Genomic DNA, 21809 nt, shown 5'->3' with positions numbered 1-21809 from the left:
GATGCCGACGCCCATCCTGCTCGCGAGCCTCACGGTGGCGGCCGCCGTCGCGGTGGTCGTGTGGGCGATCGCCGGTGCGTTGCAGCCCGAGCGCTCGCGCAGCATCGCGAACCTGCGTCGGGGCACGACCGCCGTCGTCGTCGAGGCGCAGAGCACCACCGGCAGCGCGCTCGAGCGGTTCGCTCGACGCGCGACGCTGCCGACCCTCGTCGCGGGCCTCGAGCACCAGCACGCAAGAGCGGGCCGGCCCGCCGCCTGGCCGGTCGACCGGCTGCTGGCGGGCAAGCTGCTGTGGCTGCCCATCGCGGGCCTCCTCCTCGTGACGGTGCTCGCAGCTCGGGCAGAGGCGATCCTCGTCGTGTGCGTCGTGGTCGTGGGCGTGGTCGTCTACTTCCTCCCGGAGCTGCTGCTCGTCAGCCGCGGCCAGGAGCGCGACCAGAAGATCCAGAAGGAGCTCGCCGACACCCTCGACCAGATGATGATCGCGGTGGAGGCCGGCCTCGGCTTCGACTCCGCGATGTCGCGCGCTGCGGCCAACGGCACGGGTGCGCTCGCCGAGGAGCTCACGCGCACGCTGCAGGACATGCGGATGGGCCGCTCGCGACGCGAGGCGTTCGAGGACCTCGCGGAGCGCAGCCAGGTCGCCGACCTGCGCCGCTTCGTCCGCGCCATCCTCCAGGCCGACGCCTACGGGATCTCGGTCAGCGACGTCCTCCGCACGCAGGCGAGCGAGATGCGGCTGAAGCGACGGCAGACCGCCGAGGCGAAGGCGCAGCAGGTACCCGTGAAGGTGCTGTTCCCGTTGATGCTGTGCATCCTGCCCGTCCTCTTCATCGTCGTCATGACCCCGGCGGTGCTGCAGCTCATCGAGACCTTCGGCAGCATGTGACGCGGCGGGCGGCGCGCCCCGCCGGCTCGTGGGAGGATCGACCCCTGATGCGCACAGCCCACGCCGCCTTCTCCCTGTCCCTCGTGGGCGAGACCGACGTCGTGCTGCTCGTGCTGCCGGCCGAGGCCTACGGCTCCGACGACGCGATCGACGTGCGCCTCGACGGCGCCCCGCTCGAGCACCGCATCGAGCTCGCCGCCCACGGCACGCGCCAGCTGGTCTTCACCGCCGGCGCCGGCCGCCTCGACGTCGACGTGCGCACGACGATCGACCGCGTGGCGCACGCGGAGGACGACGGCGAGGATCCCGCCCGCTACCTCGAGGACTCCCGCTACGTCGAGGCGAGCGCCCTCCGCGCCTTCGTCTCGGAGCGCTTCGGCCGCGCGAGCGGCTTCGAGCAGGTCGACGCGATGCGCCGCTGGATCGCCCGCGGCTTCACCTACTCGCCCGCGATGTCAGGGCCCGACGACTCGGCGGTGACGACCCTCGGCAAGGGCGGCGGCATGTGCCGCGACTACGCGCACGTCATGATCGCCCTCGCGCGCGCCGCGGGCATCCCCGCCCGCTACGTCGGCGTCTACGCGCCGGCGCTGCGGCCGCCCGACTTCCACGCCGTCGCCGAGGTGCACCTCGACGGCGCGTGGTGGGTGGTGGACGCGACGGGCCTCGCGCCGCGCGGCAGCCTCATGCGCATCGCGACCGGCGCCGACGCGCTCGAGACGGCGTGGGCCACGACGAGCCGCAACCCCGTGTCGCTGCTCGGCGTCGAGGTCGAGGCGCACGACGACGCGATCGCCGAGGACGCCGTCGACGACCCGGCCGCGCGCATCCGCATCGGCTGAACCGCCCGAGGGGCCGACCGGTTCAGCCGAGGTTGGTGCCGACCTGCTGGAGCACCTGCTGCGCGTCGGCCGCGGCACCGAAGTACTCGGAGGCGACCGAGACCACCGAGCCGCCGGCCGCCTCCGTCGCGACGCCCATCCCGTCGACGGTCTCGAACGCGGGTGCCGAGAATCCGGCGGCGTCCTGCAGCACGGCGACGAGCAGGCGGTCCGACGCGGTGACGTGCTGGTAGGCGCACACCGTGCCGCCGGCCTCGGCGATGCCGGCGACCGCGCCGGGCAGCGATCCCTCCCGCCCGGTCGGGGCGAAGTTGGGGCTGAAGTCGTAGAGCTGCTCCGCGGTGAGCACCGCGTCGCAGGCGAGCGCGCCCACGACCGGCGGCGTCGTCGGGAGCGCGGTGCTCGTGGGCGCCGGCGTCGGCACGGGCAGCTCGCCCGGCTCCGTCTGGCTCGGCTCGGGAGTCGGCGTCGGCGTCGGCTCGCCGGTGGTCGCCGAGGGCATCGGGGAGGGTGCGAGCGCCCCCGGCTCGCAGCCCGTGAGCGCGAGCGCCGCCGCGGCGGCGACGACGGCGACGGGCAGCAGGCGGCGGATGCGGGGGCTCGGCATGCCGCAAGGCTACGGCCGGCGGCGGCCGTCGACGGGCCGCCGCGCGGACTACGATCGAGGCCATGCAGCCTTCCTCGCTCTCTGCCGCCGTGCTCGCCGCCGTCCGCGACGCGGTCGGCCGACGCGCGGCCGACGTGGAGGTCGCCGAGGGCGACATCGTGCTCGAGCGGCCCCGCCAGCGCGAGCACGGCGACTGGGCCACCAACGCCGCCATGCGCTTCGCGAAGCGCGCTGGCGTCGCGCCGCGAGAGCTCGCCGAGGAGGTGGCCTCCTCGCTCGCCGCCGTCGACGGCATCGAGCGCGCCGACGTCGCCGGGCCCGGCTTCATCAACCTCACCCTCGCCGCCGGCGCCGCGGGCGAGCTCGCGCGCACCATCCTCGAGGCGGGCGACGCGTACGGCTCGGGCGATGCGCTCACGGGCGTGAAGGTCAACCTCGAGTTCGTCTCGGCCAACCCCACCGGCCCCATCCACATGGGCGGCACCCGCTGGGCTGCGGTCGGCGACAGCCTCGGCCGCGTGCTCGAGCGCCAGGGCGCGCTCGTGACCCGCGAGTACTACTTCAACGACCACGGCGGCCAGATCGACCGCTTCGCGCGCAGCCTCGTCGCCGCCTTCCGCGGCGAGCCGACCCCGGAGGACGGCTACGGCGGCGCCTACATCGCCGAGATCGCCCGCCGCGTCGACGACGGCTACGACGGCGACCTCCTCGACCTCGACGACGTCGCGCTGCAGGAGGCGTTCCGCGCCCGCGGCGTGGCCCTCATGTTCGAGGAGATCAAGCAGGACCTCCACGAGTTCGGCGTCGACTTCGACGTCTACTTCCACGAGCACCAGGTGCAGTCGGACGGCTCGGTCGACCGCGCGATCGAGGTGCTCCGCGAGCGCGGGCACGTGTTCGAGGAGGACGGCGCGCTCTGGCTGCGCACGACCTCCTTCGGCGACGACAAGGACCGCGTGGTCATCCGCTCGAACGGGATGCCCGCCTACTTCTCGGGCGACCTCGGGTACTACCAGAACAAGCGCGACCGCGGCTTCGACCAGTGCATCATCATGCTCGGCGCCGACCACCACGGCTACGTCGGCCGCATGATGGCGATGTGCGCGGCGTTCGGCGACACCCCGCACGAGCACCTCGAGATCCTCATCGGCCAGATGGTGAACCTCATCCGCGACGGGCAGCCGATGCGCATGTCGAAGCGCGCGGGCACGATCGTGACGATGGAGGACCTCGTCGACGCGGTCGGCGTCGACGCCGCCCGCTACGCGCTCGTGCGCTCGAGCGCCGACACCCCCCTCGACATCGACCTCGAGCTGCTCACGCAGCGCACGAACGACAACCCCGTGTACTACGTGCAGTACGCCCACGCCCGGATGTCGGCGGTCGCGCGCAACGCTGCGGCGGCGGGCGTCGACCGCTCCGAGTTCGACCCCTCGCTGCTGACGCACCCGTCGGAGGCGGCGCTGCTCGGCGCGCTCGCCGACTTCCCGCGCGTGCTCGCGCAGGCGGCGGAGCTGCGCGAGCCGCACCGCGTCGCGCGGTTCGCCGAGGAGCTCGCGGGCCTCTACCACCGCTGGTACGACGCGTGTCGGGTGGTGCCGCAGGGCGAGGAGCCGGTGGGCACCGTGAACCGCACGCGCCTGTGGCTGAACGACGCGACCGGCCAGGTGCTGCGCACGGCGCTCACGACGGTCGGCGTCTCGTCCCCGGAGCGCATGTAGCCACCTCGCTGGTCGCCTGCCGCTGGTCGAGGAACTGCCGGCGCTCCCTCCGCTGGTCGAGGAGCTGCCGGTGCTCCCTCCGCGGGTCGAGGAGCTGCCGGCGCAGCCGGCCGCGTCTCGAGACCATTTGCTCCGCGGACCGCTCGCCATGCTGTGGTCTCGACACGCTCAGCGCGCTGCGCGCGCGGAGCGGCTCAACCAGCGGGTGAACGGCGGCGCGGCGCCGCCGCGCGGTACGCGCTCACGCTCGGCTCGCCGGGCAGCCAGAAGCGCCACGGGAACGCGGTCGCGTCGCCGCCCGGGCCGCTGACGCCCACGCGCGGGCCCGTCCGGTGCCCGGGCGGCGCGAACCCGGCGACCGGCTCGAACGACCAGGCCGCCCCGTCCGAGGTCGTGCCGCCCAGCGCCGCGCCGTCGTCGGCGAGCGTCGCCCCGAGCGCCTGCGCCACGTTGCCCGGCCCGCGCGCGAGCTCCCCGGACGGCGCCGACGCGCGCCGCGCCGAGCGCCGCGCGAGCGCGAGCGCCGCGCCCTCCACGACGGCGCCTGCCCGCACGAGCACGCCCCAGCCCGAGCCCGCCGGCCCCGCCACGACGTTCACGGCGTGGTGCATCCCGTACGTGAAGTAGCAGTACACGTGCCCGCCGGGCCCGAACATCGTCGCGTTCCGCGCCGTGCGGCCCCGGAACGAGTGCGCGCCCGGGTCGTCCGCGCCGCGGTACGCCTCGACCTCCGTCACCCGGATCGCGACCGCGCCGGCCCTATCCGCGCGCCGCAGCACGCCGCCGAGCAGCAGCGGCGCGAGCTCGAGCGGGTCGCGCTCGAACCACACGGGGGAGGGGGTTGCCATCACCGGCACCCTAGCGATCGGCCGACGACGCCCGCAGGATGACGCCGGACGTCCGCCGCCGTCGGAGCGGCACGCGCGGATCCGTAGGATGGGAGCCGCGCCACAAGCGCCGCTCGACGCCCGCGCGCCACATCCGCGGGCCCACCGACCCACCTCGGACGGAGTCCCGTGCCCCATCCGCTCGCCCCGCAGCTGCCCGACGCGGGCGACCCCAACGCGCTCGCCGCGCAGGTCTGGCCCGAGGGCGCCGCGAGGATCGACGGCGCGCTCGTCGTCGGCGGCGCGAGCCTGCCCGCGATCGCGGCCGAGCACGGCACGCCCTTCCTGCTCGTCGACGAGACGGTCGTGCGCGGCCGCGCCCGCCGGATCCGCGAATCGTTCGAGGCCGCCTTCGCCGCCCACGGCGCCCCCGGCGTCGACGTCTACTACGCCGGCAAGGCGCTCCTCACGGCCGAGGTCGTGCGCTGGATGCGCGAGGAGGAGCTCCGCATCGACGTGTGCACGGGCGGCGAGCTCGCGCTCGCGCTCGCCGCGGGCGCACCGGCCGAGCAGCTCGGCTTCCACGGCAACAACAAGGGGGAGCCGGCGATCGAGCGCGGCGTCGCCGCCGGCGTCGGCACGTTCGTGCTCGACTCCGCGATCGAGGTGGAGCGGGTGGCCGAGGCCGCCGCGCTCGCCGGCCGCGTGCAGCGCGTGCGCCTCCGGATCTCGGTGGGCGTGCACGCCTCCACCCACGAGTTCCTCGCCACCAGCCACGAGGACCAGAAGTTCGGCATCGCGATCGAGGATGCGCCGGCGCTCGCCGCGCGCATCCGCGAGCTGCCGAGCCTCGAGCTCGTCGGCCTCCACACCCACATCGGGTCGCAGATCTTCGACCACGAGGGCTTCGCCGAGTCGGCACGCCGCATGCTCGCGCTGCACGCCGAGCTCGGCGAGGCCGCCGGCGCCCCGCTGCCCGAGCTCAACCTCGGCGGCGGCTTCGGCATCGCCTACACGGCCGCCGACAGCCCCGAGCCGATCGAGGCGATCGCCGACAGGCTCGCCGCGAGCGTGCGCGCGCGCTGCGACGAGCTCGGCATCCCCGTGCCGCGCATCGCGATCGAGCCCGGCCGCTGGATCGTCGGGCCGGCCGGCGTCACCGCGTACGAGGTCGGCACGGTGAAGCCCGTGCGCGTCGAGGGCGGCGAGCGCCGCTACGTCTCGGTCGACGGAGGCATGAGCGACAACGCCCGGCCGGCGCTCTACGGCGCGCACTACTCGGCGCGGCTCGCGAACCGGACGTCGGATGCGGAGGCCGTGCTCGTGCGGGTCGCCGGCCACCACTGCGAGTCGGGCGACATCGTCGTCGACGCCGAGTGGCTGCCGGCCGACGTCGCCCCGGGCGACCTGCTCGCCGTCGCGGCGACCGGCGCCTACTGCCACTCGCTCGCCTCGAACTACAACCTGACGCCGCGGCCGCCGGTGCTCGCCGTGCGCGACGGCGCCGTGCGCACGCTCGTGCGGCGCGAGACCATCGACGACCTGCTCGCCCGCGACGCCGGCCTCGCCGCCGGCGCGCAGCGGGCACGGGAGGACCAGGCATGAACTACCGCAGCCTCCGGATCGCGCTCCTCGGCGCCGGCAGCGTCGGCGCACAGGTGGCGCGGCTCCTGCTCGAGCAGGGCGACGAGCTCGCCGCCCGCTCCGGCGCGCGGCTCGAGCTCGTGGGCATCGGGGTGCGCGACGTCGAGGCGAAGCGCGACGTCGAGCTGCCGCGCGAGCTGCTCACCGACGACCTCGCGACGCTCGTCGCCGGCGCCGACGTCGTGGTGGAGCTGCTCGGCGGCATCGAGCCCGCCCGCTCGCTGCTGCTCGACGCCATCGCCGCGGGCGCCGACGTCGTCACCGCGAACAAGGCGCTCGTCGCCGCGCACGGCCCGGAGCTGTTCGAGGCGGCGGAGGCCGTGGGCGCGCAGGTCGCCTACGAGGCGGCCGTCGGCGGCGCCATCCCCATCATCCGCCCGCTCGAGCAGTCGCTCGCGGGCGACCGCGTGCTGCGGGTGATGGGCATCGTCAACGGCACGACGAACTTCATCCTCGACCGCATGCACACGCAGGGCGCCACGCTCGAGGAGGCGCTGCGCGTCGCGACCGACCTCGGCTACGCGGAGGCCGACCCGACCGCCGACGTCGAGGGCTTCGACGCCGCCTCGAAGGCGACGATCCTCGCCTCGCTCGCCTTCCACACCGTCGTGCCCGCCGACCGCGTCCACCGCGAGGGCATCACGGGCGTGAGCGCCGAGATGGTCGCGCAGGCCGAGCGCACCGGGCGCGTGCTCAAGCTCGTCGCCATCTGTGAGCGGCTGGGCGGCCCCGCGGGCGACCGCGTGAGCGCGCGCGTCCACCCCGTCTCGCTGCCGGCGACGCATCCGCTCGCCGCCGTCCACGAGGCGAAGAACGCCATCTTCGTCACGGCGGAGGCCGCGGGCGACCTCATGTTCTACGGCGCGGGCGCGGGCGGCCCCGAGACGGCATCGGCGGTGCTCGGCGACCTCGTCTCGATCGCCCGCCGCCACGTGCTCGGCGGCCCGGGATCGCCGCCCTCGTCGCACGCGAACCTCGCGGTCGCGGAGTTCGGCGACGTGCTCGCGCGGCACGAGCTGGCCCTCACGGTCGCCGACCGCCCCGGCGTGCTCGCCGCGGTCGCCGGCCTCTTCGCCGAGCACGGCGTCTCGGTGGAGTCGGTGCGGCAGGACGCGCGCGACGACGAGGCGGCGCTCGTGCTCGGCACCCACACGGCCAGCGAGGCCCGCATCGCGGCGGTGCTCGCCGCGCTCGATGCGCATGACGACGTGGAGCGGATCGACAGCGTGATCCGGCTCATCGACTAGGAGGATCACGATGGCGAAGCAGTGGCAGGGCGTGCTGCGCGAGTACTCGCAGCAGCTGGGCGTGACGGAGGCGTCGACGGTCGTGACGCTCGGCGAGGGCGGCACGCCGCTCATCGAGTCTCGGCCGCTCTCGGCGATGGTCGACGGGCGCGTGTTCGTGAAGTTCGAGGGGCTGAACCCGACGGGCTCGTTCAAGGACCGCGGCATGACGGTCGCGGTCTCGCGCGCCGTCGAGCGGGGCGCGAAGGCGATCGCGTGCGCGTCGACCGGCAACACCTCGGCCGCGGCCGCCGCCTACGCGGCCGCCGCCGGCATCCAGGCCGTCGTGCTGGTGCCGGAGGGCCGCATCTCGATGGGCAAGCTCGCCCAGTCGGTCGTGCACGGCGCCCGCATCGTGCAGATCCGCGGCAACTTCGACGACTGCCTCGAGATCTCGAAGGAGCTCGCCGAGCACTACCCGGTGCACCTCGTCAACTCCGTGAACGACGACCGCATCGAGGGGCAGAAGACCGCCTCGTTCGAGATCGTCGACGTGCTCGGCGACGCGCCCGACATCCACTGCATCCCGGTCGGCAACGCCGGCAACATCACCGCCTACTGGCGCGGCTACTCGGAGGCCGAGTCGAGCGGCATGGCCACGAAGCGGCCCCGGATGCTCGGCTTCCAGGCCGCGGGCGCGGCCCCGATCGTGCGCGGCGCGGTCGTGCGCGACCCCGACACCGTCGCGACCGCCATCCGGATCGGCAACCCGGCCTCGTGGCAGGGCGCGCTCGACGCGCGCGACCAGTCGGGCGGCTGGATCGGCGCGATCGAGGACGCCGACATCCTCCGCGCGCAGCGCCTGCTCGCCTCGTCGACCGGCGTCTTCGTCGAGCCGGCCTCCGCGATCTCGGTCGCGGGCCTCCTCGAGCGGCACGCCGCCGGCGAGATCCCCGCAGGCTCGACCATCGCGCTCACGGTCACCGGCCACGGCCTCAAGGACGCGCAGTACGGCCTCCGCCAGGACGACGGCACCGACGCGACGCCCGAGGCCGCGGACGCCGACGTCGCGCAGGTCGCGCAGATGCTGGGCCTGGCGTGATCGCCGCCGCGCCCGGCGCGAGCATCCCGGTCGGCCGCCGCGTCCGCGTGCAGGTGCCGGCGACGAGCGCCAACCTCGGCCCCGGCTTCGACACGCTCGGGCTCGCGCTCAACGTGCACGACGAGCTCGAGGTGGAGGCGACGGCCGGCACGGCCGTGCGCGTCGAGGTCGAGGGCGTCGGCGCCGACGAGGTGCCCACCGACGAGACGAACCTCGTCGCCCGCTCGCTGCTGCACGTGCTGGAGGCCGTGGGCGTCGAGGCGCCGGGCCTCGTGCTGCGCGCGCGCAACAGCATCCCGCACGGCCGCGGCATGGGCTCCTCCGGCGCCGCCATCGTCTCGGGCGTGCTCGCCGCGCAGGGGCTGCTCGAGGGTCTCGTCGAGCTCGCCGACGCCGACGTGCTGCGCCTCGCGACCGAGCTGGAGGGCCACCCCGACAACGTCGCGCCCGCGATCTTCGGCGGACTCACCATCGCGTGGGTCGACGAGACCGGCCCGCGGCACAAGCAGCTCGCCGTGCACCGCGGCGTCTCGCTGCTCGTCGCCGTGCCCGAGGCGACGATGTCGACGAAGCTCGCGCGCAGCCTCCAGCCCGAGGCCGTGCCGCACGCCGACGCCGTCTTCAACCTCTCGCGCTCGGCGCTGCTCGTGGCCGCGCTGACGCAGAGCCCCGAGCTGCTGCTCGACGCCACCGAGGACCGCCTGCACCAGACGTACCGGGCGAGCGCGATGCCCGAGACGAGCGCGCTCGTCGGCGCCCTGCGCGCCGCCGGCCACGCCGCCGTCGTGTCGGGCGCGGGCCCGTCGGTGCTCGTGCTCGCGGGCGATCCGGCAGCCCGGCTCGAGGCCGCGGCGATCGTCGAGTCGCGCGACGAGCCGTGGCGCGCGCTCCTGCTGGCCGTCGACATCCGCGGTGGTACAGTGGAGCCCATCCCCCCGCAGGCCGCGGCCTAGCCCGGCAGGGGGCGATCCCCACTCCTCTCCGCGCATTGCCGCGCCGGATCGTCGGCGGTCACGCCGACGGCGCTGCAGGAGACGAGCTCCCCGCCGGCGCGCTCTGCGCCGGCCGAGATCTGAAGGAGCCCTCGCGCATGACCAGCGAGACCACCGACACCATCCCCGCGGCAGACGCCGCAGAGGCGCCCGCCGAGCAGGCCGCGCCCAAGCGCCGCTCGCGCCGCGCGTCGACCGCATTGGTCGCCGAGGCCCCCGCGGCCGCGGCAGCCGCCGCGGAGGCGCCCGCCGCCGAGGCGCCCGCCGCGGAGCCGACCGAGGCGCCGGCCGAGGCCGCGCCGAAGAAGCGCGCGCCCCGCCGCACCAAGGCGCAGATCGCCGCCGACGCGGCCGCTGCCGAGGCAGCCGCGCCCGCCGAGGCGCCGCAGGGCGAGGCCGCGCAGGCCGACGCGCAGCCGGCCGAGGGCGAGGAGGCCCCCAAGGCCAAGCGCACCCGCACGCCGCGCAAGCGCAAGGCCGACGCCGACGCGCCCCAGGCGGAGCAACCGGAGGCCGCCGAGGCCGTCGCCCCCGCCGCCGAGCAGCAGGCACCGGCCCAGGCCCGCTCGGCGCAGGCCGAGCCCGCACAGGACGCCGCGCCGCAGGACGACGCCAAGGGCGACGACGCCGGGGCCGAGCAGCAGGGCGACGGCCAGCGGGAGGGCGGCTCGCGCCGCCGCCGCAGCCGCGGCAAGGGCAACGGCCAGGACCGGAACGGCCAGGACAGCCGGCAGGACAACGGGCGCCAGGACAGCCGTCAGCAGGACGACGGCGACGACGACAACGGCTCGCGCCGGGGTCGCGGCAGCCAGGGCGGCCGCGGCCAGGACCGCCAGCAGGGCCAGGACCGCCAGCAGGCCGACGCCGAGTCGCGCCGCTCGCGCGGCCGCGAGCGCACCCGCCGCGGCGGCCAGGACGCCGAGCTCGAGATCCACGAGGACGACGTCCTCCTGCCCGTCGCGGGCATCCTCGACGTGCTCGACAACTACGCCTTCGTGCGCACCTCCGGCTACCTCGCCGGCCAGAACGACGTCTACGTCTCGCTCGCGCAGGTGAAGAAGCACGGCCTCCGCAAGGGCGACGCCGTCGTCGGCGCCATCAAGCAGCCGCGCGAGGGCGAGCAGCAGTCGGGCCGCCAGAAGTTCAACGCGCTCGTGCGCGTCGACTCCGTGAACGGCCAGACGGTCGAGGAGTCGCTCGCGCGCACCGAGTTCTCGAAGCTCACGCCGCTCTACCCCCAGGAGCGCCTCCGCCTCGAGACGACGCAGAACAAGCTCTCGACCCGCGTCATCGACCTCGTCGCGCCGATCGGCAAGGGCCAGCGCGGCCTCATCGTCTCGCCGCCCAAGGCCGGCAAGACGCTCGTGATGCAGGCCATCGCGAACGCGATCGCCGAGAACAACCCCGAGGTCCACCTCATGATCGTCCTCGTCGACGAGCGCCCCGAGGAGGTCACCGACTTCCAGCGCACCGTCAAGGGCGAGGTCATCGCGTCGACCTTCGACCGGCCCGCCGAGGACCACACGACGGTCGCGGAGCTCGCGATCGAGCGCGCGAAGCGCCTCGTCGAGCTCGGCCACGACGTGGTCGTGCTGCTCGACGGCATCACGCGCCTCGGCCGCGCCTACAACCTCTCCGCCCCCGCCTCCGGCCGCATCCTCTCGGGCGGCGTCGACTCGAGCGCGCTCTACCCGCCGAAGAAGTTCTTCGGCGCCGCGCGCAACATCGAGCACGGCGGCTCGCTCACCATCCTCGCCACGGCGCTCGTCGAGACGGGCTCGAAGATGGACGAGGTGATCTTCGAGGAGTTCAAGGGCACGGGCAACATGGAGCTCCGCCTGTCGCGCCAGATGGCCGACAAGCGCATCTTCCCCGCGGTCGACGTCAACGCCTCCGGCACGCGCCGCGAGGAGATGCTCATGGGCGTCGAGGAGACGAAGGTCATGTGGAAGCTGCGCCGGGCGCTCGCGGGCCTCGAGACGCAGCAGGCGCTCGAGCTCGTGCTCAAGCAGCTCAAGGAGACGCAGTCGAACGTCGAGTTCCTCATGAAGGTCTCGAAGTCGGTGCCCGGCCAGCACGACAAGGACTGACGTGTTCGAGTCGGTGGCGGGCCTGCTCGCCGAGCACGCCGACCTCGAGCTGCAGCTCGCGGACCCCGCGCTGCACGCCGACGCCGGCCGCGCCCGCAGGGTGAACCGCCGCTACGCGGAGCTCAGCCAGATCAAGGCTGCCCACGAGCGGTGGACGAACGGCCTCGAGGACCTCGAGGCCGCGCGCGAGCTCGCCCGCGAGGACGACGCGTTCGCCGAGGAGGTGCCGGGGCTCGAGGCCGCGGCGCACGAGGCCGAGGAGCGCCTCCGCCGCCTCCTCATCCCGCGCGACCCCGACGACGGCCGCGACGTCATCCTCGAGGTGAAGGGCGGCGAGGGCGGCGAGGAGTCGGCCCTGTTCGCCGCCGACCTCGTGCGCATGTACACGCACTACGCGACGAGCCGCGGCTGGAAGGTCGAGATGCTCGAGTCGACCGCGAGCGACATGGGCGGCTACAAGGACGTCCAGATCGCCGTGAAGGGCTCCTCGAGCGACCCCGCCGAGGGCGTCTGGGCGTCGCTGAAGTACGAGGGCGGCGTGCACCGCGTGCAGCGCGTGCCGGCGACGGAGGCGCAGGGCCGCATCCACACGTCGACGACCGGCGTGCTCGTCTTCCCGGAGGTCGACGAGCCGGAGGAGATCCAGATCGACCAGAACGACCTGAAGATCGACGTCTTCCGGTCGTCCGGCCCCGGCGGGCAGAGCGTGAACACGACGGATTCGGCGGTGCGCATCACGCACGTGCCGACCGGCATCGTCGTGTCGATGCAGAACGAGAAGAGCCAGCTGCAGAACCGCGAGGCGGCGATGCGCGTGCTGCGCGCCCGCCTGCTCGCGAAGCAGCAGGAGGAGCTCGACGCGGCCGCGTCCGACGCGCGCCGCTCGCAGATCCGCGGCATGGACCGCTCCGAGCGCATCCGCACGTACAACTTCCCCGAGAACCGCATCGCCGACCACCGCACGGGCTTCAAGGCGTACAACCTCGACTCCGTGATGGACGGCGCGCTGCAGCCCGTCATCGACTCCTGCATCCAGGCGGACGAGGAGGCGCGGCTCGCGGCCCTCGGCAACGAGGCCTGATCCTGCGATGAGCGCGGCGTCGGGGCGGGAGCGCCTCGGCGCCGCGTTCTGGCGCTTCTGGAGCGTCGAGCTCGCGACCGGCACGGGCGTCGGGCTCGCGATCATCGCGCTGCAGACGATGCTCGTCGAGGACCTCGGCGGCGGCGCGGCGGAGGTCGGCTGGCTCGCCGCAGCGCGCTGGCTGCCGTACGTGGTGCTCGGGCTCGTGGCCGGCGCGCTCGTGGAGGGCTGGCGTCGGCGCACGGCGATGCTCGCGAGCGACCTCGCGCGCGCGGCGATCCTCGGGGCGCTCGCCGCCGCGTGGCTGCTCGGCGGCGGCGCGCTGTGGGCGCTGCTGCTCGCAGCGCTCGCGCTGGGCGCCGCGTCGCTCGTGAACGACGCCGCCTCGCAGGCGTTCGTGCCGCGGCTCGTGCCGCGCCCGCTGCTCCTCGCCGCGCACCAGCGGCTCGACCTCGGCGCGAACGCGGCGCAGTCGGCGGGGCCGGCCGCCTCCGGCGCGCTCATCGCGTGGCTGGGCGCACCGGTGTCGCTGCTCGTGGCGGCCGCTGCGCACCTCGCGTCGGCCGTCGTGCTCGCGACCATGCCGGTCGACGAGCCGGTGCGCACGTCGCGCCCGCCCCTGTGGCGATCGATCGGGCGCGGCCTGCGCTTCGTGCACCGGCATCCGCGGCTCGGGCCCTTCGCGCGCTGGACGCATGCGTGGTTCCTCTGCAACGGGGCCGCGATGACGCTGCTCGTGCCGCTCGTGCTCACGGGGCTCTCGGCGGGCCCGGCGGGGCTCGGCCTCGCGCTCGGCGCGCTGGGCGCGGCGACGCTCGCAGGCACGGCGCTGGCGGAGGTCGTCGCCGGCCGGGCCGGGGAGGCGCGCACGATCGTGCTCTCGCGGGTCGGCTCGCCGCTCGGCTGGGCGCTCGTGGCGCTGCCGGCGCTCGCGCCGATGGCGCCTCCCGCGGGGCTCGCCGTGGTCGTCGCGGGGCTCGTGATGGCCGGGGTCGGCATGGGCCTCGGCAACCCGAGCGAGATGGCGCTGCGCCAGCGGGCGACGCCCGATGCCATGCAGGCGCGCATGAACGCGACGATGCGCACCGCGAACCGGGGCATGTTCGTCGTCGCGGCGCCGATCGCCGGCATCGCGGCCGACGCGCTCGGCCTCGGTCCGGTGCTCGCGGTCGTCGTGGTGGGCTTCGCGCTCTCGGCCGCGGGCCTCGCGCGGTCGCCGCTCGCCCGGCGTCGCGCTCGCTGAGCCGTGTCCGCGGCGCAGCCGCGCGGCGCGGCGTCGGACGCTGGGCCAAGTCGCATCTTGCCTCGACCCCCGAGTACGAGGACGCTGTTCGCGATGAGGTGCCGCCGCGGTGGCGGCACCGCGAGGAGGAGCGCGATCATGCCTGCACCCATCCGTCCTGCATCGCTCCGCGGCTCGGCGGCGATCGCCGCCGCGGTCGTCGCCGTCGGCCTCGTCCCGCTCGCGGGCACGACGGCCTCCGCGGCGCCTCCCGGCGGCGAGCCGGTGACGATCGCGAGCGGGCTCGACAACCCGCGGCAGCTCTCCATCGGCCCCGGGAACCGCCTCTACGTGGCCGAGGCCGGCAGCACCGCGGCGTGCGACGCCATCCCCGGCGTCGACCCCGCGTTCGCGTGGTGCGGCCTCACGGGCGCCGTCACCGAGGTGCGCGACGGGCAGCAGCGGCGGGTCGTGACGGGCGTGCCGACGCTGTCGTTCGGCGGCGACGCGATCGGCGCATCCGACGTCGTGGTGCGCGGCCGCACGATCTCGCTCCTCATCGGCGGCATGTCGGGTGCCGCGAGCGCGCGCGACGACCTCGGCGGCGACTACGGGCTCTTCGGCACGCTCCGCAGCGGCCGGCTCGGCAGCGCGCCGCTCGACGCGGCCGATCTCGGTCTCGTCGCCGACCTCAACGCCTTCGAGGTCGCCGAGAACCCGGACGGGAGCGAGGCGCCAGACTCCAACGCCGTCGGCATGGCGACGGCGGGAGCGGGATGGGCGGTCGCCGACGCTGGCGGCAACACCGTCGTCGGCGTCGATCGCGGAGGGCTCGAGGCCCTCGCGGTGCTGCCCGCCGGGGCGCCCGTGCCGAACCCCTTCGGGCCCGGCCTCATCCCGCCCGAGGCGGTGCCGACCGACGTGGCGGTCGGCCCGGACGGCGCGCTCTACGTCTCGCAGCTCACCGGCTTCCCGTTCCCGGAGGGCGGGTCGTCGATCTGGCGCATCGGCGCCGACGGGCAGGTCTCGACCTACGCGACCGGGCTCACGACCGTGACGAGCCTCGCGTGGCGCGACGGCGCGCTCTACGCCGTGCAGCTCGACGACGCGGACTTCTTCGACGGTGCCGACGGCTCGCTGCGGCGGGTGACGCCCGGCGGATCCGACCACGCGGTCGTCGTCGACGGCCTCGAGGCGCCGTACGGGCTCGCGATCCGCGGGCACTCGGCCTTCGTGACGGTGGGGTCGACCTCGACCGGCGGCGGCTCGGTGCTGCAGATCGACCTGCGCTGAGGCGGTCGCCGTGGCCGCCGGGTTCCTGTCCGATCCGCCGGAGGGCGAGGGCGCCGAGCGGCTGTTCGCCGCCGACCGCGACGACCCGGGCTACGTCATGGCGCTCACGCGCGTGTGGGCGCACGCGCCGGAGGTCGAAGCGGCCTGGGAGGCGTTCACGGTCGCGGCGGCGACGGCCGGCGGCCTGAGCCTCCGGCAGAAGGGCATCGTGGTGAGCGCGCTCGCGGGCGCGCTCGGCGACGCGTACTGCTCGCTCGCGTGGGGCACGCGGCTCGCCGCGGCGAGCTCCGACGGCACGGCCGCGGCCGTGCTCGCCGGCGACGACGGCGGCCTCGACGAGCGCGAGCGCGTGCTCGCGGCGTGGGTGCGTCGCGTCGCGCGCGATCCGAACGGCACCACCGCCGAGGACGTCGAGCGGCTGCGGGCCGCGGGCTTCGGCGATCGCGCGATCCTGGGCGTCACCGCGTACGTCGGCGCCCGGATGGCGTTCTCCGCGGTCAACGACGCGCTGGGCGCCGCGCCCGACGCTGCCCTCGCGGCGGCGGCGCCGCCCGCCGTGCGGGCCGCCGTGCGCTACGGGCGAGCGCCGGGGGAGTGATGCCGAGGGAGCCGGACCCGGAGCCGGAGCCCTGCGCGGCCATCCGGCCACCCGTGGAACGATGGAGGCATGGACGCCCAGGACGCCGCCGCCGCTGTCGTGCCCCTCTCGATCGCCTCGATCGCGGTGGTCCTCGGCGCCGCCGCGCTCGTCGCGGTCGTCCACCTCGCGGGCATCGGGCGCATCGGGCGCAACCACCTCGCGGGCATCCGCACCCGCACGCTCATGGCGAGCGACGAGGCGTGGCTGCGCGGGCACCGCGCCGCGACGCCGGTGTCCTGGCTCACCGGCTCGATCGCCGTCCTCGCGGGCCTCGGCGCGCTCGCTGCGGTCGTCGGCGGATCGGTGCAGGGCGGGCTGGTGCTGCTGGCGCTCGCGGTGATCTCCATGACGCTCGGGGCCGTGCTCGGCGCCTGGCGCGCGCACGCGACCGTCCGCTGAGCGCGACACGGGCGCCGGGTCGCCCTCAGCGCGTCCGTCGCCCGGATCCGCGCCGCTACGCTCGCGCCATGGCACAGGTGACCCTGCTGTGCGGCCCGGCAGGCGCGGGCAAGACGACGATCGCGCGCGAGCTCGAGGCGGCCGGCGCGGTGGTGCTGTCGTTCGACCGCGAGGCGTGGGCGCGCGGCGTGCGCGACGGGCGGCCGTCCCGCGAGCTCGTCGAGGCGGTCGACGCCGACCTCCACGAGCGGATGCGGACCGCGGTCGTCGCGGGGGAGCGCGTGGTGGTGGACGCCTCGATGTCGGTGCGCGCGGTCCGCGACGAGTGGCGGGCCCGCTGCGCCGCGCTCGGCGCCGAGCACGAGCTCGTCGTCGTGCGCGCCGAGCGCGCGACGCTCCACGACCGGGTCGAGGCGCGGACGCCCGGCCCCGATGCCGTCCGGCTCGAGCACGACGCGCTCGACGCCTACCTCGACGGCTTCGAGTGGCCCGCAGACGACGAGCCGCACGCGCTCGTCGAGACCTGACGCCCGCCCTGCCCTGCCGCGCAGAGCCGTCGAGACGGAGCGTCAGTCCTGCAGCGTCCAGGGGAACGCGCGGGCGCGCTCGCTGAGCGCGCCGCCGAGCACCCGGGCGCGGTCGTCCTCGGCGAGGAGGCCCGTGACCTCCTGGCCGAGCCGCACGAGCGCCGCGAACGAGCCCGGATCCGCCCACGAGGGCCGCAGGCCGAACGCGAGGTCCTCGGTCGCGGTGTTGCCCGAGGCGCCGGGCGCGAACGGGCAGCCGCCGAGCCCGCCGAGCGCGCCGTCGAGCACGCCCGCGCCCGCGCCCGCCGCGGCGAGCGCGTTCGCGACGCCCAGGCCCCACGTATCGTGCCCGTGGAAGACGAGCCCCGCCTCCGGTCGCTCCCGCGCCGCGAGGCCCACGCGCCGCGTCACCTCGGCGGGGTGCGCCTGCCCGAGCGTGTCGGCGATCACGACGTGGCTCGCGCCCGCCGTCCGCCCGTCGGCGAGGATGCCCGCCACCCGCTCGAGCGGCACCTCGCCCTCGAAGGGGCACGTGAACGACGTCGCGATGCACAGCTGCACCTGCCCGTCCGGGCCCGCGGCGGCGACCGCATCCGGCATCGCCGCGACCGAGGTCTCGGTGTCGCGGCCGACGTTCGCGCGGTTGTGGCTGTCGGAGGCCGAGAAGCAGTACTGGAACCGGGTCGCGCCGGCCGCCCGGGCGCGCTCGACGTGCCGCGGCGTGGCGACCCAGATCCAGCAGCGCTCGAGCTCCCCGGGGGTGAGGGCCGCGACGACGTCGAGGGTGTCGGCGACGGCGGGCACGAGGTCGGGCCGCGCCATCGAGCCGATCTCGAGCTCCTCGACGCCGAGCGCGAGCAGCTCGCGCACGAGCACGACCTTCCGCTCGGTCGGCAGCGGCTTGCCGGTGAGCTGCAGGCCGTCGCGCAGCGTGACGTCGCGGATGCGGATGCCGGTCATGCGTCCCCCTCGGATGCGGATGCGGATGCGGTCACGGGCGCCTCGCCGCCCAGCGCGCCGATGCGCGCCTCGTCCCAGCCGAGCCACTCGCCGAGCACCTCGCCCGTGTGCGCACCGAGGTCGGGCCCCGGGTGCGCGATCGGGAGTGAGCGCCCGCCGATGACGGGCACGATGCCGGGGAAGCCGACGCCCTGCCGCACGGCCTCGCCGTCGTCGACGTCGAAGCGCTGGATCATGTCGCGCGCGGCGTACTGCTCGTCGGCGCAGACGTCCTCCGCCGTGGCGATGAGCCCCGCCGGCACGCCTGCGGCGTCGAGCGCCTCGAGCGCGTCGGCCGCGGCGAGCTCGGCCGTCCACGCGCCGATCGCGGCGTCGAGCTCCTCGCGCCGCGCCCAGCGGCCCTCGTTCGAGGCGAGCCCGGGGTCGGCGGCGAGGTCGGGCCGACCGATCGCCTCCATGTAGCGGCGGAAGATGCCGTCGCCGTTGCCCGCGACGACGATCGAGCGGTCGTCGGCGCAGAGGTACGCGTTCGAGGGCGCGATGCCCTCCATGCGCCCGCCCGTGCGCTCGCGGCGCACGCCGTACGCCTCCCAGTCGGGCACGAGCGACTCCGTGACCGAGAGCATCGCCTCGTTGAGCGCCACGTCGATCGCGCGGCGGTCGAGGGGCGGGCGGACTCCGGAGCCCGACCCGCTCCGCTCCCGCTCGAGCAGCTGCATCACGGCACCGAAGGCGGCGTAGAGGCCCGCGATCGTGTCGCCGATCGAGAAGCCCGTGCGGCTCGGCGGCCGCCCTGGCTCGCCGACGAGCTCGCGGAAGCCGCCGTGGGCCTCCGCGACCGCCGCGAAGCCGGGCCGCGGCGAGAGCGGGCCCGTCTGCCCGAACGCTGAGATCCGCACGAGCACGAGCCCGGGGTTCCGCGCCTCGAGCTCGGCGGGGGAGAGGCCCCAGCGCTCGAGCGTGCCGGGGCGGAAGTTCTCGAGCAGCACGTCGGCCTCCGCGGCCAGCGCGAGCACCGCCTCCCGGCCCTCATCGCTGCGCAGGTCGAGCACCACCGAGCGCTTGCCGCGGTTGATGGCGCGGTAGAGCATCGACGTCTCCCCGGCGTGGAGCCGCCAGCGGCGCAGCTCGTCGCCGGTGCCGGGGCGCTCGACCTTGACGACGTCGGCGCCGAAGTCGGCGAGCAGCCGGCCCGCGGTGGGGGCGGCGATGTAGTTGCCGAGCTCGAGCACGCGGATGCCGGCGAGCGGACGGTCGTGGGTCACGGGGCTCCCTCCAGGGTTCGGACGGTTCGGGATCGGGGCGGATCGGGGAGGCGGGTCAGAGCACGAGCGAGAGCAGCAGCACCATGCCGAGCGCCACGAGGCTCGCGACCGAGACGCCGACCGTCACCGACTTCAGGGCCCCGCGCACCGACTGCCCGAGGAACGACTGCAGCAGCCAGAACGTGTTCGACGTGACGTGGATGCAGAACAGGGCGCCCGCGCCGGCCGCGAGGCCGACGAGCACGGGGTTGAGACCGAGGCTCGCCGCGACGGGCGCGAGGATGCCGGCGGCCGTCATGGCCGAGAGCGTCACCGAGCCGACGGCGATGTGCAGCACGGCCGCGAAGACCCACACGAGCAGGATGGGCGCGAAGGCGGAGGCGCCGAGGTACTGCGTGAGCAGCGGGCCGAGCTCGCCCGCGGCGATGACCGCGGCGAGGGCGCCGCCGACGCCCGTGAGGGCGAAGATCTGGCCGGCGTCCTTGAAGCCCTGCACGAGCGCCCGCTCGAGCTCGGTGCGGCCGAGCACCCGGCGGGCGATGATCGCCGTGCCGATGACGCCGATGAGCAGCGCGATCGCCGGGGCGCCGAGGAACTGCATCGGCGGCACCTCGAGCTCGGCCACGTCGAGCAGCGCGCCGGAGGCGATCAGCACGAGCGAGAGCAGCAGCGGTGCGAAGAGCACGAGCAGCGGCAGGCGGCGGAGGCCCTCGTCGTCGTGCTCGGCGACGGCGACCGCGCTGCGCTGCGCGTCCGCGTCGGCGACCGGGATCGAGCGGGTGGCGCCGGCGACCGAGCGCGGGGCGTCCTCGGGGCCTGCGCCGTCGGCGGGGCGGTCGCCGCCGTCGTCGATCATCGCGAGCTCGTCGGTCTCGGCCTTCCAGAAGCCGGCGCGGAACGCGATCGTCATGAGCAGGATCGAGATGATCACGGTCGGCACGACCACGACGACGCCCCACAGCAGCATCTGCCCGATCGGGATGCCGAGGCTCGCGGCGATCATGACGGCGCCGATGCCGGGCACCATGAGCGCGATGCCCACCTCGAGGCTGATCGCGAAGGTCGCGGCCATGATGCCGACGCCCGCCTTCCCCAGCCGGGGCGCGATCCGGCGCGCGAGCGGCGCGGCGAGCACGATCATGACGTCGACGAAGATCGTCTGCAGGTAGGTGGCGAACGAGACGCCGATCGCGTACGGCACCCCCTTGGGGCCGAACGCCTTGAGCAGCGTCTCGACGAGCCTCGTGATCGCGCCCATCCGGTTGAGCAGCGAGCCGATGAGCACGCCCCACGCGATGAGCAGGCCCGCCTCGGCCATCGTGTCGCCGAAGCCGGTGGCCATGGTCTCGACCGTGCCGACGGCGCCGAGGCCCGACATGAGGCCGATGGCGGCGGCGCCGATCGCGAGCGCGATGACCGGGTTCACGTGCAGCTTCACGATCATCAGGACGACCGCGATGATGGCGACCGCGACCACGGCCAGGATGGTCCATTCGGGCATGGTGCTTCCCTCTCCGTCGAGGGTGGCGCGCGCCCGAGCGGCGGCGCCACGGATTCCCACATCGTAGGACACATCCCACATCACGGTGCCATGGGCGTGTCGGGCGGCGGTACGATCGCGCCATGTCCGATGCGCCGCTGCTCGTGCTCGCGAAGATCGCCGCGATCCTCGACGCCTTCACGCTCGAGCGTCCGCGCCTCACCGCCGCGCACGTGCGGCGCGCGACGGGCATCCCCGCCTCGACGGCGCACCGACTGCTCCACAACCTCGTCGAGCACGGCTTCCTCGACCGCGTCGGCGACGACTACGCGATCGGCGCCCGGATGGCCTACTGGGCGGGTCCCGCGGCGCGCACGCGCGACCTCGGCGAGCTGCTCTCGCCCCAGCTCACGGCGCTCCGCGACGCGACAGGCGAGACGGCGTGCTTCTTCCGGCCGGAGGGCCTGGCGCGCGTGTGCGTCGGCGTCGCCGAGACCCGCCACGGACTGAAGCGCGACATGTACGTCGGGCGCATCCAGCCGCTCCACGTCGGCAGCGCCGGCCGCGTCATCCTCGCCTGGAGCGACGAGCTCCTCGAGCAGGTCGCGGGCGGGCCGCTCGAGGCGCTCACCGCGTCGACGATCACCGATGCCGAGTCGCTCCGCGACGTCGTCGCGACGACGCGCGCGCAGGGCTTCGCGATCACGACGGGCGAGCGGGTGGAGGCGGCGAGCGGGCTCTCGGCGCCGGTGTTCGACGCGCACGCGCAGCTCGTCGGCGCGCTCACCGTCATGGGGCCGACGCTGCGGCTCACGCGCGAGGCGTGCGAGGCGCTCGTCGACGACGTCGTCGCGGCCGCCGACCGCGTCACGGCAGCGCTCGGCGGTCGCAGGCCCTAGCCGCCGCGCTGGGGCTCGGCTACCCTGGGGGCAGGCCCAGACAGGCCTGCGGACGAGGGCGCAGTACCCGCACAGCGACAAGACTGACCACCACTGGAGGTCT

Annotated in this window: 20 protein-coding genes and 1 riboswitch; of the genes, 15 read left to right on the top strand and 5 right to left on the bottom strand. The window is 75.3% G+C overall.

The genetic code is table 11. The features are described 5' to 3' along the window. Nucleotide 1: 1 nt before the first annotated feature. Together IEW90_RS10550 and IEW90_RS13860 are read left to right on the top strand one after the other, a co-directional pair. Nucleotides 2-889, top strand: coding sequence for a type II secretion system F family protein (locus IEW90_RS10550; protein ID WP_188718255.1), 888 nt, complete (start codon nt 2-4; stop codon nt 887-889). A 47-nt stretch (nt 890-936) separates the two neighbouring features. Next, nucleotides 937-1731: a transglutaminase-like domain-containing protein gene (locus IEW90_RS13860; RefSeq protein WP_229679633.1), complete on the top strand. Its 795-nt coding sequence runs from the start codon at nt 937-939 to the stop codon at nt 1729-1731. A 22-nt stretch (nt 1732-1753) separates the two neighbouring features. On the opposite strand, the gene IEW90_RS10540 is transcribed toward IEW90_RS13860, so the two are convergent. Then, nucleotides 1754-2338, bottom strand: a complete 585-nt coding sequence (locus tag IEW90_RS10540; protein ID WP_188718254.1) for a hypothetical protein — start codon at nt 2336-2338, stop codon at nt 1754-1756. Nucleotides 2339-2400: 62 nt separating this feature from the next. Between IEW90_RS10540 and argS the strand changes: the two genes are divergently transcribed. Beyond that, entirely contained in the window at nt 2401-4059 is a 1659-nt protein-coding gene (argS, locus tag IEW90_RS10535) for an arginine--tRNA ligase (protein WP_188718253.1), read from the top strand. Nucleotides 4060-4253: 194 nt separating this feature from the next. Here argS and IEW90_RS10530 read toward each other — a convergent pair whose 3' ends face one another. Beyond that, nucleotides 4254-4907: a DNA-3-methyladenine glycosylase gene (locus IEW90_RS10530; protein WP_188718252.1), complete on the bottom strand. Its 654-nt coding sequence runs from the start codon at nt 4905-4907 to the stop codon at nt 4254-4256. A gap of 168 nt (nt 4908-5075) precedes the next feature. On the opposite strand from IEW90_RS10530, the gene lysA reads away from it, so the two are divergent. From lysA to IEW90_RS10475, 11 genes are all read left to right on the top strand, one after another. Beyond that, a complete protein-coding gene (lysA, locus tag IEW90_RS10525) occupies nt 5076-6491 on the top strand; it encodes a diaminopimelate decarboxylase (protein WP_188718251.1) in 1416 nt (471 codons plus the stop codon). Continuing rightward, nucleotides 6488-7777 carry a homoserine dehydrogenase gene (locus IEW90_RS10520; protein WP_188718250.1) on the top strand — a complete coding sequence of 430 codons (1290 nt, stop codon included), beginning with the start codon at nt 6488-6490 and terminating at the stop codon, nt 7775-7777. Before lysA ends, IEW90_RS10520 begins: the two co-directional genes overlap by 4 nt. 10 nt (nt 7778-7787) lie before the next feature. Continuing rightward, nucleotides 7788-8858, top strand: a complete 1071-nt coding sequence (gene thrC, locus IEW90_RS10515; RefSeq protein WP_188718249.1) for a threonine synthase — start codon at nt 7788-7790, stop codon at nt 8856-8858. Then, nucleotides 8855-9811 carry a homoserine kinase gene (gene thrB / locus IEW90_RS10510; RefSeq protein WP_229679632.1) on the top strand — a complete coding sequence of 319 codons (957 nt, stop codon included), beginning with the start codon at nt 8855-8857 and terminating at the stop codon, nt 9809-9811. Before thrC ends, thrB begins: the two co-directional genes overlap by 4 nt. A 137-nt stretch (nt 9812-9948) precedes the next feature. Then, the gene (rho, locus tag IEW90_RS10505; protein WP_188718248.1) at nt 9949-11940 is read left to right on the top strand and encodes a transcription termination factor Rho; all 1992 of its coding nucleotides are present in this window, start codon (nt 9949-9951) and stop codon (nt 11938-11940) included. A 1-nt stretch (nt 11941) separates the two neighbouring features. Continuing rightward, nucleotides 11942-13021: a peptide chain release factor 1 gene (prfA, locus tag IEW90_RS10500; RefSeq protein ID WP_188718247.1), complete on the top strand. Its 1080-nt coding sequence runs from the start codon at nt 11942-11944 to the stop codon at nt 13019-13021. A 7-nt stretch (nt 13022-13028) separates the two neighbouring features. Beyond that, nucleotides 13029-14264 carry an MFS transporter gene (locus IEW90_RS10495; RefSeq protein WP_188718246.1) on the top strand — a complete coding sequence of 412 codons (1236 nt, stop codon included), beginning with the start codon at nt 13029-13031 and terminating at the stop codon, nt 14262-14264. 138 nt (nt 14265-14402) lie between these two features. Then, on the top strand, nt 14403-15536 hold the full coding sequence (locus IEW90_RS10490) for a ScyD/ScyE family protein (protein WP_188718245.1): 1134 nt from the start codon (nt 14403-14405) through the stop codon (nt 15534-15536). Between the two features lie 10 nt (nt 15537-15546). Continuing rightward, nucleotides 15547-16134, top strand: a complete 588-nt coding sequence (locus tag IEW90_RS10485) for a carboxymuconolactone decarboxylase family protein (RefSeq protein WP_229679631.1) — start codon at nt 15547-15549, stop codon at nt 16132-16134. Nucleotides 16135-16203: 69 nt separating this feature from the next. Continuing rightward, nucleotides 16204-16575: an SdpI family protein gene (locus IEW90_RS10480; RefSeq protein WP_188718244.1), complete on the top strand. Its 372-nt coding sequence runs from the start codon at nt 16204-16206 to the stop codon at nt 16573-16575. A gap of 68 nt (nt 16576-16643) precedes the next feature. Continuing rightward, nucleotides 16644-17102: a P-loop nucleotide/nucleoside kinase family protein gene (locus tag IEW90_RS10475; RefSeq protein ID WP_188718243.1), complete on the top strand. Its 459-nt coding sequence runs from the start codon at nt 16644-16646 to the stop codon at nt 17100-17102. Nucleotides 17103-17144: 42 nt separating this feature from the next. Here the strand turns inward: IEW90_RS10475 and IEW90_RS10470 are convergent, their stop codons facing one another. From IEW90_RS10470 to IEW90_RS10460, 3 genes are read right to left on the bottom strand one after another with little or no spacing between them, the layout of a single operon-like run. Further along, nucleotides 17145-18062 carry a hydroxymethylglutaryl-CoA lyase-like TIM-barrel protein gene (locus IEW90_RS10470; RefSeq protein ID WP_188718242.1) on the bottom strand — a complete coding sequence of 306 codons (918 nt, stop codon included), beginning with the start codon at nt 18060-18062 and terminating at the stop codon, nt 17145-17147. Further along, the gene (locus IEW90_RS10465; protein ID WP_188718241.1) at nt 18059-19327 is read right to left on the bottom strand and encodes a CaiB/BaiF CoA transferase family protein; all 1269 of its coding nucleotides are present in this window, start codon (nt 19325-19327) and stop codon (nt 18059-18061) included. Before IEW90_RS10465 ends, IEW90_RS10470 begins: the two co-directional genes overlap by 4 nt. A gap of 55 nt (nt 19328-19382) precedes the next feature. Beyond that, nucleotides 19383-20828: a GntP family permease gene (locus IEW90_RS10460; RefSeq protein WP_188718240.1), complete on the bottom strand. Its 1446-nt coding sequence runs from the start codon at nt 20826-20828 to the stop codon at nt 19383-19385. A gap of 122 nt (nt 20829-20950) precedes the next feature. On the opposite strand from IEW90_RS10460, the gene IEW90_RS10455 reads away from it, so the two are divergent. Beyond that, a complete protein-coding gene (locus IEW90_RS10455) occupies nt 20951-21706 on the top strand; it encodes an IclR family transcriptional regulator (protein WP_188718239.1) in 756 nt (251 codons plus the stop codon). 29 nt (nt 21707-21735) lie between these two features. Continuing rightward, a riboswitch (guanidine-III (ykkC-III) riboswitch) is annotated at nt 21736-21798 on the top strand. The last annotated feature ends 11 nt before the right edge of the window (nt 21799-21809 follow it).

Origin of the sequence: Agrococcus terreus (assembly GCF_014645235.1) — a bacterium.
GTDB classification, from domain to species: domain Bacteria; phylum Actinomycetota; class Actinomycetes; order Actinomycetales; family Microbacteriaceae; genus Agrococcus; species Agrococcus terreus.
Note: the sequence above shows the minus strand (reverse complement) of the source record. Positions and strands in the feature narration are given on the sequence as shown.